A 17,496-nucleotide genomic window follows, 5' to 3' on the forward strand; every position below is an offset into this window, starting at 1 on the left:
TCCTTGAAGAATTAATCTGTGGGATGATCACCTATAATACGTACCTCAGTATTCAATTCAACATCGAATTTTTCTTTAACTATTTTTTGTACGTGATGTATAAGTGCTTCATAATCAGTTGCTGTACCGTTGTCTACATTAACCATGAATCCCGCATGCTTAGTTGAAACTTCAACGCCACCGATTCGATAGCCCTGTAAATTAGAATCTTGAATGAGTTTACCTGCAAAATGACCCGGTGGTCTTTGGAAAACACTTCCGCAAGAAGGGAATTCAAGCGGTTGTTTAGATTCACGTCTTTCAGTAAGATCATCCATTTTGGCCTGAATTTCATCTAATTTACCTGGTTCTAAGGTGAAAGCAGCCTCTAATACAACTAAATGTTTTTGTTGTACCACACTATTTCTATAGTCTAATTCCAGTTCAGCTGTAGTGAGCTTTAATAAATCACCTTTTTCATTGACACATAATGCATAGTCAATACAGTCTTTAACTTCTCCGCCATAAGCACCAGCATTCATGAATACGGCGCCACCAATTGACCCAGGGATACCGCATGCAAATTCTAAACCGGTTAATACATGGTCACGTGCAACATTTGAAACGTCAATAATTGCTGCACCACTACCTGCTATAATTGCATCATCAGAGGTTTCAATATGATTGAGAGATAATAAGCTGAGGACGATTCCTCGAATTCCACCTTCTCGAATGATAATGTTAGACCCATTTCCTAAATAAGTTACCGGTATACTGTTCTCATGGGCAAACTTTACGATGGCTTGGACTTCTTCATTTTTGGTAGGGGATAAATAAAAATCTGCCTCTCCTCCTGTTTCTGTATATGTATAACGCTTGAGAGGTTCATCCACTTTAATAATATCTTTAGGAAGAATTGACTCTAATCCGCGTAAGATGTCATTTTTATTCAATGTTTTGAACATCCTTTCTCATCTTCTTAATATCAACATTATTATATCAATTATAAAAGTTATTTGCGAAATTTGGATATATGAATTGATTATAAATATAAAATGGTTATGTCGTACTTTATGAGTTTTTACGATAACAAATTAGATTCCTTATATAATTTCTCAAACAAATTTTGTTTTTGAGACTCATATTCACGTATCTTTTTAGCATGTTGCACAATTTCATTTTTCTTACTTGCAAACCATTCTGCTATTGCTTTATCGTTGTGTAGTAAATGATTGACTGTTTGATATTGTTTGAAAAGAGAAGTTTCCATTTGAATAATATGTAATCTTACTTCTTGTTTTAATTCACTTAAATTATTAAAACGTGCCATGACAACTTTTTTCTTGTAAGAATGGTGCAAACGATAAAAACCAGCATAATTTAGGCGCTTTTCATCTAGTGAAGTAATATCGTGCAAGTTATTTACACCAACAAGTATATCTAAAATGGGCTCAGTTTGATAATTAAAATGACAGGTACCACCGATATGCTGAGTGTATTTAATAGGAGAATCTAAAATAGTAAACAATACGTCTTTCACTTTGTTATATTCATATGTAAATTGTTTCACAGATTCATTTTTAATAAAAGGTTGGACATTAGCGTACATGAAATACTCCTCATTTATAAAAATAATATATACAATAAAGTCTGACATACTATAACACAATTCATTTTCATAATAAATACGTTTATGTATAATGTTTAGTGATAAGGAGTGCAAATATGAAAAAACTACTATTTATCATAACAGTTATCATTTTAACCATAGTTGTATCCGCTTGTGGAAATGAATCAAAAAGAGATATTAAACAATTTGAACGTCAATATAAAGAAATTCATCAAAAACAACACAGTGTAGAAAAAGTTATGGATAAAATACCATTAAAAGAGTTAGATAATTTAAGTAAAACTGATACCACTGATAAAAATAAAAAAGAATTTCGTGCACTTCAGCAGGATATTAATAACTATTTGATACCTGAGTTTAAAAAATATAAAAATTCCACTCAACATTTAACAGCAGATACTAATGAGGTTAAGCACTTGAAAGAGGATTATCTAAAAACTGTTGAAAATAAAGAGAAATCTATATATGATTTAAAAGAATTTGTAGATTTATGTAATCGCTCAATTAAAGATAATGAAGATATTTTGGATTATACTAAATTATTCGAGAAAAATAGAACTGAAGTGGAGTCTGACATTAATAAAGCACAAAATAAAGAAGATGCAAGTCAACTTAAATCAAAATTAGAAGAAAATAATCAACAATTAAAAGATACTGCTAAAAAATATTTAAATTCTTCAAATAATGATTCTGATTCAGCGAAAGAAGCAATCAAAAATCATATTTCACCACTTATTGACAAACAAATTACGGATATTAATAAAACAAATATTTCTGATAATCATGTTGATAATGCTAGAAAAAATGCAATTGAGATGTATTATAGTTTGCAAAATTATTATGATACGAGAGTAGATACGATTAAAACTAGCGAAAAATTAGCTCAAATTGATGTTGATCGATTGCCAAAAGAGGGAAAAGATATATCAGAAATGGATAAATCGTTCAAAAGAGAATTTAAAAAAATAAAAGAAAGTGTAAATTAAATACTATCTGAATTTAAAAAAATGAAAATTTATGGTTAACATTACATAGCAGAGTGTGTATAATTGTACCCATTGATAAGATTTTAGGGATAAAAATTTCACGCATATGCTTAGTATGAAGTGATAAATATTTTTAGAGGTGAATAGAATGGCTATTAAGCTGAGTTCAATTGACCAGTTTGAACAAGTATTAGAAGAAAATAAATATGTTTTTGTATTAAAACACAGTGAAACTTGTCCAATTTCTGCAAATGCGTATGATCAATTTAATAAGTTTTTATATGAAAGAGACATAGATGGTTATTATCTAATCGTTCAACAAGAGCGTAAACTATCTGATTATATCGCAGAGAAAACAAACGTAAAACACGAATCACCACAAGCTTTTTATTTTGTAGATGGTGAAATGAAGTGGAATGCAGACCACGATGATATTAACGTTTCTCAACTTGCTCAAGCTGAGGAATAATTAGAAAAGAATGAAATGATGAAGCAGCTTGCCTCAAATGTCAATGTTAGACAGATACAGGCAAGCTATTCTTATGTTATGAAAATTTTAAAATAGTTATGTATAATGTGATAATAAGTATAATTAAGGGACATAATGAAGAACACGCAGAAGATATGTTATTTCTTTAGTGTCAAATCATTGTTACTTAGATTTATAGATTATTCTCATACATCCTTTAGTATGTTTAAAATAATTTTTGGAAAAGAGAAAAATAAGGTGGTTAAGACAATGAAAGTTTTAGTAGCCATGGATGAATTTAATGGAATTATTTCTAGTTACCAAGCTAATAGATATGTTGAAGAAGCGGTAGCAAGTCAAATTGAAGATGCAGATATCGTTCAAGTTCCACTATTTAACGGTCGTCACGAATTATTAGATTCAGTCTTTCTTTGGCAATCAGGAAATAAATATCGTGTGAGTGCGCATGATGCTGACATGAAAGAAACCGAAGCAATATATGGACAAACGGATAGTGGTATGACTATTATCGAAGGTCACTTATTTTTAAATGGCAAAAAACCTATTCAACATCGATCAAGTTACGGTTTGGGAGAGGTTATAAAAGCAGCATTGGACAATCATACAGAACATCTTGTTATCTCTTTAGGTGGAATAGGAAGTTTTGATGGTGGTGCAGGCATGTTGCAAGCATTGGGTGCAACATTTTATGATGATGAAGCACAAATTGTCGATATGAGAAAAGGTGCAGATTTAATAAAATATATTAGACGTATTGATTTATCAGGTGTTCATCCACAATTAACAAAGGTAAACATTCAATTAATGTCAGATTTCTCAAGTCGATTGTATGGGAAAAAAAGTGAAATCATGCAAACATACGAATCATTAGATTTGTCTCAAAATGAAGCAGCCGAGATAGATAATTTAATTTGGTATTTTAGTGAATTATTTAAGAATGAATTGAAAATAGCAATGGGACCAATCGAGCGCGGTGGTGCTGGAAGTGGTATAGCAGCTGTATTAAATAGTCTCTATCAAGCTGAGATTTTAACAAGCCATGAATTAGTGAATCAAATCACACATTTAGAAAACTTAATTCAACAGGCAGATCTTATTATTTTCGGAGAAGGTTTGAAAGAAGAAGATCAAATTCTAGAGACTACAACAATACGTATAGCAGAACTTACCCAACAATACAGCAAGCCAGCTATTGCAATTTGTGCTACAAATGATAAATTTGATTTGTTTGAATCATTGAATGTTACAGCAATGTTTAATACATTTATTGATATGCCTGATTCATATACAGATTTTAAGATGGGTATTCAAATCAGACATTACACAGTACAAGCACTAAAATTATTGAAAACGCAAATAAACTTACCGCTTTCATCCTAATATTAGAAAAAGTTTTTATACACATTTAATTTAAAAGCCATTGACAGTAAGAGTAGCTTTAGAGCTACATACTGACAATGGCTTTTTATGTTATTTATAAGATTGATGGCTGTTTGCTACTTCTTGAGCAATACCAACGACAACATGAACAGCCTTTTCCATTACATCGATAGAAGCGTATTCAAAAGGACCGTGGAAATTGCCACAACCAGTAAAAATATTAGGTGTAGGTAACCCCATAAAAGATAATTGTGATCCATCTGTACCACCTCGAATAGGTTCAGTGTTAGGTACGATGTCTAAAGCCTCAAAGACACGTTTAGGTATATCAATGATGTGTTTCAAAGGTTCAATTTTTTCTGCCATGTTAAAATATTGGTCATGCACATCTACTTTAATTGGAAAATGATTATAATGAACATTAATATCATCACGAATTTCCATCATGCGTTTTTTACGTAGCTCAAACTGTTCTTTGTCATGGTCGCGAATAATATATTGTAGAGTTGCTTTTTCAACATTACCTGTAAAATTCATTAAATGATAGAACCCTTCGTATCCTTCAGTTCTTTCAGGAACTTCATGTGAAGGAAGTAAACTATTAAACTGTTGACCTAAACTAATTGCATTAACCATGGCATTTTTAGCTGAACCTGGATGAACGTTAACACCATGGCAAGTGACAGTTACCTCTGCCGCATTGAAACTTTCGAATTGTAGTTCTCCTAATTGACTGCCATCCATTGTATATGCAAAATCTGCATTAAATCGACTAACATCAAATTGATGCGGGCCTCGTCCAATTTCTTCATCGGGTGTAAAGCCAACTCGAATTGTACCGTGTTTAATGTCAGGATGATCAATTAAATACTTTATCCCTTCCATTATTTCTACAACACCTGCTTTATCATCGGCGCCTAGTAGAGATGTACCATCTGTCACCATTAGTGTATGACCCACAACTTTATTTAATTCAGGAAAAACATCAGGATCTAAGATACGCTGAGATTCACCAAGTTTGATAGGTTGCCCATTATAGGCTTCAATGATTTGCGGATTTACATGAGAAGCATTGAAATCTGGTGAAGTGTCTACATGTGCTAAAAAACCGACAGTAGGTACATTATAATTAATATTGCTTTCGAGTGTAGCAAATAAGTAACCATATTCATCCATGTCTGTTTTAAGACCTAATGATTGAAGCTCTTCTTCTAATAGATTTAATAAATCCCACTGTTTATTCGTAGATGGTGTCGTCTTGGAATCAGGATTAGATTGTGTATCAATTTTTACATATCTCGTTAATCTTTCGATAATTTGTTTCTTCATACGAGTTCATCCCCTTAGATTTATACTCTATTATTCATATTATAGGATTTTTTATAAGTTTTACCCTTGATTTTACCATAAGATTGCTTGATGCGTGAATAAATGTAATAGACTATTTCAGATACAAGTATACCGAATGCAATTGCACCAGAAATTAATGTTACCTCTAAAAAAGTATTAACTGCATTCGTATAATCATTTGATACTAAAAATCTTGTAGCTTCATATGCTGCGCCACCTGGAACGAGAGGTATAATGCCGGGGACGATAAATATAATAACAGGTTGCTTGTACCGTCTACTCATTGTATGACTCATTAATCCTAATATTAGACTTCCTAAAAATGAAGCGCCAACTTTACCTAAATCCATACCTACTGTCATCTGATATATTGTCCAAGCAACAGCTCCAACAAATCCACAAGCTAATAGCAATTTTTTAGGTGCATTAAATATAATTGAAAAAAGGACTGTGGCAATGAAACTAATGATAAAGTGAAACAGATAAATAAACATAACTAACAGCCTTTCTTATAATAATAGTAATACAATAGCTACTCCTGCACCAATAGCAAATGCAGTTAAAGCAGCTTCAACACCACGTGACATACCAGCAAGTAACTCTCCGGCAAGTAAGTCACGAATAGCGTTAGTAATCAAAATACCGGGAACGAGAGGCATGACACTTGCAATAGTAATAATGTCTTGATTTTTAGCTATACCTAGTTTAGTGAATATTGCTGCAATACTAATAACAACAGCAGATGCTACAAACTCTGAAAAGAATTTAATTTGTATATATTTTTGCACGAAACTAAACGTTAAAAAAGCTATGCCACCCGCTAGGCATGCAATCCAAGCGTCGGAAGCTACGCCACCAAACATGAATAAGAAAAAACCACAAGCTACAAAGGCAGCAATGAGATTTGTTAAGAAAGAATACTGAAGAGACGCACGTTTAAGTTGCAGTAACTCACTTTTTGCTTCGTCAATTGTAAGTTGCTTACTCGAAATTTTACGAGATAGGCTATTGGTTAAAGCAATTTTCTCAAGATCGGTTGTACGTTCGCGAATACGAATCAACCTCGTACTAGTACGATCATTTAATGAGAAAATAATTGCAGTTGATGTCACAAAACTGTATGTATCATGTAAACCATAACTATGGGCAATACGATTCATTGTATCCTCAATTCGATATGTTTCAGCGCCTGCTTCAAGTAAGATTCGCCCAGCAATTAAGACTACATCAATCACTTTATTTTCATCAATGATAGTGATTGAATCTGACATATCTCATCACCTCCGAAGCTATTTAATATTTTTATGAACAATTGAAGTTTACAACTTGAAGACTTAAGTTTCAATAGACAGCTTGATTTTAATAACATTTTCAATACTAATTAAAAATAGTAAAAAATGCTATGCATAACTGTATACGCTTTAATAATTTTTTAACGTAGCAGTTAACATAGCATTTAGCTTGATTATAATTTGACAATAGGATTAAACATGACTTTATTTCTTCCTTCACTTTTAGCCACATGTACCATGTCATCAGCATCTTTAAATACTTTACGTTGAGATTTACGATCTTCTTGAGTTAAGTATCCTACACCAATTGAAACTGATAGCTTGATTACTTCTTTGTTTGGTAGGTGGAAAGAAGATTTTTCAACACCACTTCGAATATTTTCTGCTAATTTCACGCTTTGATCTAGTGTGTAATCTCTTATTACAACAGAAAATTCTTCGCCACCGTTTCTAAATATTTTGAACTGGTTTGGGACATAGTTTTTTAATAGTTGAGACATTTGTTTGAGAACAGCATCTCCTGATTGGTGTGAATAATGATCGTTTACATCTTTAAAGCCATCAATATCAATGAGAAGTAAGGCTAAACTTTGTTTCTTTTCTTCAGCTTTACTTGAGACCTCATTTAAGTGTCTATCAAATTCTTTCACATTACCTAGACCTGTAAGATAATCGTATTTATCTTCATTTTCATAACGATTGACTAAAGAGAAAAAGTGCCATATATCAACGAATGTTATTGCTGAAGCAATTGTAATAATAAATGAAATAGGGATAAGCACTAAAATCTCTACGAGTTCATAAATAGGGCTTAATAATGCTAAAAATAACAAAATGATAATGCTAATCAAATTTAAAATAAGTAAAGAAATGATATCGTTTTGCTTTAAGAATGGTCCCACTGCACTGACAATACCTGCAATAACGATTAATGTAATACCATAAATAATTGAGTTTCCAAAGATAAATACATCGACTAAAGATACGATAAAAGCAGCCGTGAGTGTATATATCATGTTGGTATAACGTCCTAAAAACAAAAGAGGTACAAATGTTAAATGGACGAGGTATTCGTTTTGAAATGGGATAGGGTATGCCGCTAAAAGTAAAGAAACGAATGTCATTAGTACTGTTACATATTCTTTAGAAAAAATCATTCTTTTATTTTCAGAATATTGTAACCTATGAAATAAATATATACCTGCCACCATGACAGATATGTTATATATGATAGCTTCAAACATTTCCATACCGACTCCTTTATTAACCATTAGCTATTGTAAGTGAAAACTTACAATTTGTCATCATCTAGCAACAGAAATTACACACAAACAATGGTATTTAATGTTAAAATTAGCACTTAAATGGTATGATTAAAAAAATGTATAGACAATGCAAAGATAATGTAAAGGTCAATCTTTGTAATTTAGACAATAGCTATGTAACATGGATATTTATAATTTAAACATTAATCATATAATTTTAGTTCAATGAAAACTACATTTATGGTTGATAAATATTGCATTAAAAACGATAGATAACAAATTTTACATAGCGTGAGGTACAACTTATTCAATGAAGGTGAACTGATGTATACACTATTACTTATAGCTTTTACTATGATAGTCAGTTTAATAATTACACCCATTATTATTGTAATATCAAAAAAATTAGATTTAGTAGATCGTCCTAATTTCAGAAAAGTACATACGAAACCTATCTCAGTGATGGGAGGAACGGTCATTTTATTTTCTTTCTTAATAGGGATTTGGCTCGGACACCCTATTGAACGTGAGGTTAAACCGCTTATATTAGGTGCAATTACAATGTATATGGTTGGATTGATTGATGATATTTACGATCTAAGACCTTATTTAAAGTTAGCAGGTCAAATTGTTGCAGCTTTAATTGTTACGTTTTATGGAATTACAATAGACTTTATTTCATTGCCAATTGGTCCAACGATTCATTTTGGCATATTCAGCATTCCTATTACAGTAATATGGATTGTAGCAATTACCAATGCTATTAATCTTATCGACGGACTTGATGGACTTGCCTCAGGCGTCTCAGCATTGGCATTAATGACTATTGGATTCATCGCTATTTTACAAGCGAACATATTTATTATCATGATTTGCTGTGTACTTTTAGGGTCTTTACTTGGTTTCTTATTCTATAACTTTCACCCAGCGAAAATTTTCCTAGGTGATAGTGGTGCATTAATGATAGGATTTATTATCGGTTTCTTATCCTTACTCGGCTTTAAGAATATCACATTTATTGCATTATTCTTTCCTATAGTTATATTAGCGGTGCCATTTATTGATACATTATTTGCAATGATTCGTCGAATGAAAAAAGGGCAACATATAATGCAAGCGGACAAGTCACATTTACATCATAAATTACTTGCTTTAGGATATACGCATAGACAAACCGTTTTACTTATTTATTCAATAGCGATTATGTTTAGTTTATCTAGTGTTATCCTCTATTTATCCCAACCGTTGGGTGCACTTATGATGTTCATTCTCATTGTCTTTACGATTGAGTTGATCGTTGAATTTACTGGATTAATAGATGATAATTATCGACCAATATTAAATTTAATTACAAAAAAAGGAAATGGTAAGCAACATCATTATGATGAGCATCACCGTTCATAATAAAAAAACACTATGTAGGTCATAAGCACGCGTTGCTTTAACTTGCATAGTGTTTTTTATTTAATTGGTTTCAATATCAAAAGGTAATAGTTTAAGGTCTTCTTGTTTCAAATCATAATTTCCAGAAGTAATTCGATTTAAAAAGTCTATAAAAGCATCATATTCATTTTTTACTACGTCAATTTGATAACTTACTTTATCGGTATAAAATTGTTCTCTTAATAAGAATGTAGTAGAGGCAAGTTCATATTCAAATTTACCTGTCTGATCATAATCTAACGTAACGGTTACTGGAATAGCTTCTCTTAGTTCGACTCTACCTATATCATATATCACATCACGCACGGCGCCGCTATATGCTCTAATAAGACCGCCTGCACCTAACTTGATACCACCGAAGTAGCGTGTCACGACGACACAAACATTGTGTATCTCTTGTTTTTTCAGTATTTCAAGCATTGGGATGCCAGCTGTTCCACTTGGTTCGCCATCGTCGTTTGCCTTTTGAATATTCATCTCTGGTCCGACAGTATAGGCTGAACAATTATGAGTTGCATCTTTATGTTTTGTTTTAATTTCATCTATAAAAGCTTTTGCTTCATTTTCAGTCGAAACAGGCTTAATATATGCTATAAAGCGTGATTTACTTATCACATTTTCAATTGAATGTGCTTGTTTAATAGTAATTATGGATTTATCCATCTTATTTTTGCCACCTACAATTCAGTTTTCTAACATTATTATACACGTAACAAGATAGGTTCTAAATTATTACGATGATATTTTCTTTTTTAAAAAATTATTGTATCATAACTATGAGTATAATTGAGGAGGATAAGTATTAAGATGAAGATTGCAGTTATGACCGATTCTACAAGTTATTTACCACAACATATAATAGAACAATATAACATACCAGTCGCTTCACTAAGTGTAACTTTCGATGATGGAGTGAATTTCACTGAGAGTGATGATTTTTCTGTAGATGATTTTTATAAAAAAATGGCTTCATCTAAAACTATACCAACAACAAGCCAACCTGCTATTGGCGATTGGATTGAAAATTTTGAGAGATTAAGAGAACAAGGATACACTGATGTCATCGTGATTAACTTATCAAGTGGTATAAGCGGAAGCTATCCTTCAGCAACACAAGCTGGTGAAATGGTTGAAGATATTCAAGTACATACGTTTGATAGCCGTCTTGCTGCGATGATTGAAGGTAGCTTTGCAATTTACGCTGCTCAATTGGTACAAAAGGGATATAAACCTGATGATATTATTAATGAACTAACTGAAATAAGACAACATATTGGTGCATACTTAATTGTTGATGATTTAAAAAAATTACAAAAAAGTGGTCGTATCACTGGAGCTCAAGCTTGGGTAGGTACATTATTGAAAATGAAACCTGTCTTGCGTTTTGAAGAAGATGGTAAAATACATCCACACGAAAAAGTACGTACTAAAAAACGTGCGCTAAAATCTTTAGAAACAAACATTTTTAAAGAAATAGAAGGCATGGAAGATGTGACAGTATTTGTAATAAACGGTGATAAAACTGAAGATGGAAAGTCATTTCTTCAGCAATTAAAGGAAGATCATCCTAATGTTCATATTCAGTATTGTGAATTTGGACCAGTGATAGCATCACATTTAGGATCAGGCGGTTTAGGATTGGGTTACTTCCCAAGAAGAATCGACATTAATTAATATATAATCAAAAGTCTGAAAGCTTGATAGGAAAGAACACAGTGGTAATATCATTAGATATCACTTGTGTTCGCTTATTTGAGTATTTCAGACTTTTTTGAAAGTAGTGAAGTAAAATTAAATATTACGGTAGACTGATTTCTCCAACGCATCAACTTGAAGATGAATCAGTATCTCAAGTTTCAAAAGGTGTTATAAAAGACAGTGAGCGTTGGTATTGTATTCAATGTGGAAACACTTCCTTGCAATATTTTGTGACTTACAATTCAACGATATTGGATAAAACAATCACATACTGTAGACGATGCATTCAATTAGGCAGAATGGATAGTATTACAGATATATGTCTCGTAAAAAGTTTTCAAAAAGCAACAAAAGCGAATTATCAGTTACCTTTTGAATTATCAAAGCAACAGCAATACGCTTCAGAAACTATCGTTCAAGCTATAAAAAATAATAATGACCTCTTGTTATATGCCGTCACAGGATCAGGGAAAACTGAAATGATGTTTGAGGGAATTAGGATAGCTCGTCAGATGGGACATAATATTGCTATTGTATCACCTCGTGTAGACGTTATTATTGAGATAAGTCATCGAATTAAAGATGCTTTTATCGATGAACATATAGATGTGCTACATCAATCTAGTAGACAGCAATATAATGGTCATTTTGTTATTGCTACTATCCATCAATTATTGAGGTTTAAACAGCATTTTGATACTGTATTTGTCGATGAGGTAGATGCTTTTCCGTTGTCTATGGATCCACAATTATCAAATGCAATACAACTTGCTTCAAAATCGAATCATTCACATATTTTCATGACGGCCACACCACCGCGTCATTTTTTAAAACAATTCCCCCCAGAAAAAATAATTAAGTTACCAGCCCGTTTTCACCGATCCCCCCTTCCTATTCCTAAGTTCAAATATTTCAAATTAAAATCAACACGAAAACAAAATTTATTACTTAATATATTTAGATATCAAATTAACCAACAACGTTTTACTTTGGTCTTTATTAATAATATAGAAATTATGAATAAAATGTATCAACAGTATAAAATGGACATCCCTGATTTGATTTGCGTTCACAGTGAAGATGATTTACGATTTGAAAAAATTGAAGCTTTAAGACGAGGACAACACAAAATTGTATTCACTACAACTATTTTAGAAAGAGGATTTACAATGACACACTTAGATGTCGTTGTAGTTGATGCTGGAAGTTTTCAACAAGAGGCTTTAATTCAAATTGCTGGTCGCGTAGGACGTAAACAGCAGTCTCCAAGTGGCTTAGTTTTATTTCTTCATGAAGGTGTTACATTATCGATGATTTTAGCTAAAAGAAACATTATTTCAATGAATCGTTTAGCAATTAAAAGGGGATGGATTGATGCGTAAATGTATCCAGTGCAATCAACCTATTCATGAGACCATTCATATTTATAACTTATTTAAACCACCTCAGATATTTTGTGAACGATGTGAAACATTATGGCTTAACTCCAAAATTCATAAAGATGGTAGGTGTCCTAAGTGCCTTAACAACAAAATTTCTACTGATGGCGAATGTCATGACTGTCAATTCTTAAGTAAAACATTTTATTTAATGGAACAATTGTTTTGTGATTATAGTTATGATGGTATGATGAAAGAAATCATACACCAGTATAAGATTAAGCGAGACTTCTATTTGGCAGAAGTATTGGCGAGAAAATTAGTTTTACCTCAAACGCAATATGATTATATAGTTCCCATTCCTTCTCCAATTGAACGCGACATTGAACGTACATTTAATCCTGTGACCACTGTCTTAGATAAAATGGGCATCTCATATCAAGATGTATTAGGTACACATATACGTCCTAAGCAGTCAAAGTTAGGAAAGATTGAACGTTCAAAAGCCCCTAATCCATTTTATATAAAAGATGAAGAGATAAATATCGAAGGGAAAGTAATACTACTCATAGATGATATTTATACAACAGGGTTAACTATTCATCACGCAGGGTGTAAATTGTACGATAAAAAAGTCAGAAAATTCAAAGTGTTTGCGTTTGCACGATAACATAAACATGGTAAAATATAGGTAAGAAGTATCAATATAGAGGTTTAAGGAGAGATTACTATGATTAGATTTGAAATTCATGGAGATAACCTCACTATCACAGATGCAATTCGCAACTATATTGAGGAGAAAGTAGGTAAATTAGAAAGATACTTTAACAATGTGCCAAATGCTGTAGCACATGTTAGAGTTAAAACTTATTCTAATTCTACAACTAAAATTGAAGTTACAATTCCTTTAAAAGATGTCACTCTTAGAGCTGAAGAAAGACATGATGATTTATATGCAGGCATTGATTTAATTACTAACAAATTGGAAAGACAAGTACGTAAATACAAAACTCGTGTAAATCGTAAACATAGAGATCGTGGAGATCAAGATATCTTTGTTGCTGAAGTACAAGAGTCTACAACAAACAATCATGCAGATGATATAGAAAGTGAAAATGATATTGAAATTATTCGTTCTAAACAATTCAGCTTAAAACCAATGGATTCTGAAGAAGCAGTATTGCAAATGAATTTATTGGGACATGATTTCTTTATTTTTACCGATAGAGAAACTGATGGCACAAGCATTGTTTATAGACGAAAAGATGGCAAATACGGTCTGATTGAAACAACTGAATAAATTGACTTGTATATTATAGACTATAATATTGCCGAAGTTGAATTAAGAATTCTTATCAGTTTATTGAATAAGGTAATAATGATTAATAGAATCAGGGTTACTAATACACATATGTATTCTTAGTTTGCTTGACTACAAAATAGAACTTAATAAACATAGGCTGGGGCATTGTTTTGATATGTTCACTTCAAAGTAGATATGACATTAATCAAGCTTTGGAGTTCGTATTCTTAATAAGTGTCTCAGCTTATTTTGTTTGCTTAAATTTTGAATTAACCAATTAAATGAGTATTTAATAGACAGTATGCTTACAAATATGCTAGTGTGATTTGACGATTTATATTTAAACTTTGATTTTAAATTTCTATATTAGTTAAAGGTATCGCGTTGCGTTATTTTTTAAAAACGTGTTTGATTGCGAGAAAAAAATGATTGCAACGTGTTAAAATAAAATTATTGTTAATTGAAATGTTTATATACATTTTATAATATAAATGATTGTCTATAGAAAAAGGCTGTTGCCAGTCGAATCAAAGTGAAGTGTTGTGAAAAATTGAGTTAACACGCATTACTTCATGAGTATATAAGTATAAATTTAGCGATATAAATGATAAGATAAATTGTTGTAAGCCAAACAGTTTTTAGTTAAAGGAGCGACGCGTGCAATGGGATTTTTATCGAAAATTGTTGACGGCAATAAAAAAGAAATTAAAAGATTAGGTAAGTTAGCAGATAAAGTACTTGCTTTAGAGGAAGATACTGCGATATTAACCGATGAAGAAATACGTGAAAAAACAAAATCTTTTCAAAAAGAGTTAGCAGAAATTGAAGATGTAAAAAAACAAAATGATTATTTAGATAAAATTTTACCTGAAGCTTATGCACTTGTACGTGAGGGGTCAAAGAGAGTATTTAATATGATTCCTTATAAAGTACAAGTAATGGGTGGTATTGCTATACATAAAGGTGATATTGCAGAAATGAGAACAGGTGAAGGGAAAACATTGACTGCAACCATGCCGACGTATTTGAATGCTTTAGCTGGTAGAGGTGTACATGTTATTACAGTCAATGAATATCTATCAAGTTCACAAAGTGAAGAAATGGCTGAACTATATAACTATCTTGGCTTAACTGTAGGTTTGAACTTAAATAGTAAGTCAACTGAAGAAAAACGTGAGGCTTACGCACAAGATATCACTTATAGTACGAATAATGAACTTGGGTTTGATTATCTTAGAGATAATATGGTGAACTATGCTGAAGAGAGAGTAATGCGTCCTCTACATTTTGCAATTATTGATGAGGTCGATTCCATATTGATCGACGAAGCAAGAACACCTTTAATTATTTCTGGTGAAGCGGAAAAATCTACTTCTTTATATACTCAAGCAAATGTTTTTGCAAAAATGCTTAAAGCGGAAGATGATTATAATTATGATGAAAAAACCAAAGCTGTACATCTTACAGAACAAGGTGCAGATAAAGCTGAACGTATGTTCAAAGTAGATAATCTTTATGATGTTCAAAATGTGGAAGTGATTAGTCATATTAATACAGCTTTAAGAGCTCATGTTACTTTGCAACGCGATGTTGATTACATGGTCGTTGACGGTGAAGTATTAATTGTTGACCAATTTACTGGACGTACAATGCCTGGACGTCGTTTTTCTGAAGGTTTACACCAAGCAATTGAGGCTAAAGAAGGTGTAGCAATTCAAAATGAGTCTAAAACGATGGCATCCATTACTTTCCAAAACTATTTCAGAATGTATAATAAGTTAGCGGGGATGACTGGTACAGCGAAAACCGAAGAGGAAGAATTTCGTAATATCTATAATATGACAGTTACCCAAATTCCAACAAACAAACCTGTTCAACGTAAAGATAATTCAGACTTAATTTATATTAGTCAAAAAGGAAAGTTTGATGCGGTAGTTGAAGATGTTGTAGAAAAACATAAAAAAGGACAACCCGTCTTACTAGGTACTGTTGCTGTTGAGACTTCTGAATATATTTCAAATTTACTAAAAAAACGTGGTGTCAGACATGACGTATTAAACGCTAAAAATCATGAACGCGAAGCTGAAATCGTTTCAAACGCGGGGCAAAAAGGTGCAGTTACAATTGCCACAAATATGGCTGGACGTGGAACAGATATTAAACTTGGTGATGGTGTTGAAGAGTTAGGTGGACTTGCTGTTATTGGTACTGAGCGTCATGAATCAAGACGTATTGATGATCAATTACGTGGACGTTCAGGACGCCAAGGTGATAGAGGAGATAGTCGTTTTTACCTATCTTTACAAGATGAATTAATGGTACGTTTTGGTTCAGAACGCTTACAGAAAATGATGAACCGTTTAGGAATGGATGATTCAACGCCAATCGAGTCGAAAATGGTATCTCGAGCTGTAGAATCAGCTCAAAAACGAGTAGAAGGTAATAACTTTGACGCGCGTAAACGTATTCTAGAATACGATGAAGTTTTACGTAAGCAACGTGAAATTATTTATAATGAGCGTAATGAAATCATTGATAGTGAAGAAAGTTCTCAAGTCGTTAACGCGATGTTACGTTCTACATTGCAACGTGCGATTAATCATTTTATTAATGAAGAAGACGATAATCCTGACTACACGCCATTTATCAATTACGTTAATGATGTGTTCTTGCAAGAAGGAGATCTTCAAGATACAGAAATTAAAGGTAAAGATTCAGAAGATATTTTTGAAATTGTATGGTCTAAAATTGAAAAAGCATATGCACAGCAACAAGAAACATTAGGAGACCAAATGAGTGAATTTGAGCGGATGATTTTATTACGTTCAATTGATACACATTGGACTGATCATATTGATACGATGGATCAATTGCGTCAAGGTATTCATTTACGTTCATATGCACAACAAAATCCACTTCGTGATTATCAAAATGAAGGTCATGAATTATTTGATATCATGATGCAAAATATCGAGGAAGATACATGTAAGTATATCTTGAAATCAGTGGTTCAGTTTGAAGATGATGTAGAACGTGAAAAATCTAAAAGCTTTGGTGAAGCAAAACATGTAACTGCTGAAGATGGCAAAGAAAAAGCAAAGCCCCAACCGATTGTAAAAGGTGATCAGGTAGGTAGAAATGATCCATGCCCATGTGGTAGTGGTAAAAAATATAAAAATTGTCATGGGAAAGCGTAATCAATAAAATAGTTTAAATATAAAGGCTGAGGCATATCAAATTATGAATGACTCAGCCTTTATTTACATCGCTTGTAAGTTAAATGCTTAGTAATATGATATAG

General features: G+C 32.3%; 16 protein-coding genes. 9 read left to right on the forward strand and 7 right to left on the reverse strand.

The features are described from left to right. Positions 1–11: 11 nt before the first annotated feature. A complete protein-coding gene (murB, locus tag AC1Q7N_RS07205) occupies positions 12–944 on the reverse strand; it encodes a UDP-N-acetylmuramate dehydrogenase (RefSeq protein ID WP_001829600.1) in 933 nt (310 codons plus the stop codon). Positions 945–1,060: 116 nt separating this feature from the next. Continuing rightward, complete coding sequence (locus AC1Q7N_RS07210) at positions 1,061–1,588, reverse strand: GrpB family protein (RefSeq protein WP_001829625.1); 528 nt, start codon at positions 1,586–1,588, stop codon at positions 1,061–1,063. A gap of 116 nt (positions 1,589–1,704) precedes the next feature. Here AC1Q7N_RS07210 and AC1Q7N_RS07215 point away from each other — a divergent pair, with 116 nt between their 5' ends. From AC1Q7N_RS07215 to AC1Q7N_RS07225, 3 genes are all read left to right on the forward strand, one after another. Further along, positions 1,705–2,595, forward strand: coding sequence for an EMYY motif lipoprotein (locus AC1Q7N_RS07215; RefSeq protein ID WP_001829568.1), 891 nt, complete (start codon positions 1,705–1,707; stop codon positions 2,593–2,595). Positions 2,596–2,743: 148 nt separating this feature from the next. Continuing rightward, positions 2,744–3,064: a bacillithiol system redox-active protein YtxJ gene (gene ytxJ / locus AC1Q7N_RS07220; protein WP_001829675.1), complete on the forward strand. Its 321-nt coding sequence runs from the start codon at positions 2,744–2,746 to the stop codon at positions 3,062–3,064. A 270-nt stretch (positions 3,065–3,334) separates the two neighbouring features. Next, on the forward strand, positions 3,335–4,465 hold the full coding sequence (locus AC1Q7N_RS07225) for a glycerate kinase (protein ID WP_002468850.1): 1,131 nt from the start codon (positions 3,335–3,337) through the stop codon (positions 4,463–4,465). 90 nt (positions 4,466–4,555) lie between these two features. On the opposite strand, the gene pepT is transcribed toward AC1Q7N_RS07225, so the two are convergent. The 4 genes from pepT to gdpS form a co-directional block, all read right to left on the reverse strand. Next, positions 4,556–5,794, reverse strand: coding sequence for a peptidase T (gene pepT, locus AC1Q7N_RS07230; protein WP_145376467.1), 1,239 nt, complete (start codon positions 5,792–5,794; stop codon positions 4,556–4,558). A gap of 20 nt (positions 5,795–5,814) precedes the next feature. Beyond that, entirely contained in the window at positions 5,815–6,309 is a 495-nt protein-coding gene (locus tag AC1Q7N_RS07235) for a threonine/serine exporter family protein (protein ID WP_001829634.1), read from the reverse strand. A gap of 15 nt (positions 6,310–6,324) precedes the next feature. After that, positions 6,325–7,086, reverse strand: a complete 762-nt coding sequence (locus AC1Q7N_RS07240; RefSeq protein ID WP_001829644.1) for a threonine/serine exporter family protein — start codon at positions 7,084–7,086, stop codon at positions 6,325–6,327. A gap of 194 nt (positions 7,087–7,280) precedes the next feature. Next, complete coding sequence (gene gdpS, locus AC1Q7N_RS07245) at positions 7,281–8,351, reverse strand: GGDEF domain-containing protein GdpS (RefSeq protein ID WP_002494710.1); 1,071 nt, start codon at positions 8,349–8,351, stop codon at positions 7,281–7,283. Between the two features lie 345 nt (positions 8,352–8,696). On the opposite strand from gdpS, the gene AC1Q7N_RS07250 reads away from it, so the two are divergent. Next, positions 8,697–9,776, forward strand: coding sequence for a glycosyltransferase family 4 protein (locus tag AC1Q7N_RS07250; protein ID WP_001829686.1), 1,080 nt, complete (start codon positions 8,697–8,699; stop codon positions 9,774–9,776). Positions 9,777–9,836: 60 nt separating this feature from the next. On the opposite strand, the gene AC1Q7N_RS07255 is transcribed toward AC1Q7N_RS07250, so the two are convergent. Next, on the reverse strand, positions 9,837–10,478 hold the full coding sequence (locus AC1Q7N_RS07255; RefSeq protein WP_001829639.1) for a YigZ family protein: 642 nt from the start codon (positions 10,476–10,478) through the stop codon (positions 9,837–9,839). Between the two features lie 144 nt (positions 10,479–10,622). Here AC1Q7N_RS07255 and fakB1 point away from each other — a divergent pair, with 144 nt between their 5' ends. From fakB1 to secA, 5 genes are all read left to right on the forward strand, one after another. Then, on the forward strand, positions 10,623–11,489 hold the full coding sequence (gene fakB1, locus AC1Q7N_RS07260) for a fatty acid kinase binding subunit FakB1 (protein WP_145376465.1): 867 nt from the start codon (positions 10,623–10,625) through the stop codon (positions 11,487–11,489). 134 nt (positions 11,490–11,623) lie between these two features. Then, positions 11,624–12,895: a DEAD/DEAH box helicase family protein gene (locus AC1Q7N_RS07265; RefSeq protein ID WP_492713041.1), complete on the forward strand. Its 1,272-nt coding sequence runs from the start codon at positions 11,624–11,626 to the stop codon at positions 12,893–12,895. Next, on the forward strand, positions 12,888–13,562 hold the full coding sequence (locus AC1Q7N_RS07270; RefSeq protein WP_001829592.1) for a ComF family protein: 675 nt from the start codon (positions 12,888–12,890) through the stop codon (positions 13,560–13,562). Before AC1Q7N_RS07265 ends, AC1Q7N_RS07270 begins: the two co-directional genes overlap by 8 nt. 60 nt (positions 13,563–13,622) lie before the next feature. Next, the gene (gene hpf / locus AC1Q7N_RS07275; RefSeq protein WP_001829676.1) at positions 13,623–14,192 is read left to right on the forward strand and encodes a ribosome hibernation-promoting factor, HPF/YfiA family; all 570 of its coding nucleotides are present in this window, start codon (positions 13,623–13,625) and stop codon (positions 14,190–14,192) included. Positions 14,193–14,857: 665 nt separating this feature from the next. Further along, on the forward strand, positions 14,858–17,392 hold the full coding sequence (gene secA, locus AC1Q7N_RS07280; RefSeq protein ID WP_001829572.1) for a preprotein translocase subunit SecA: 2,535 nt from the start codon (positions 14,858–14,860) through the stop codon (positions 17,390–17,392). Positions 17,393–17,496 lie beyond the last annotated feature (104 nt).

The sequence above is a fragment of the Staphylococcus sp. GW823-FHT05F06 genome, from assembly GCF_058795495.1.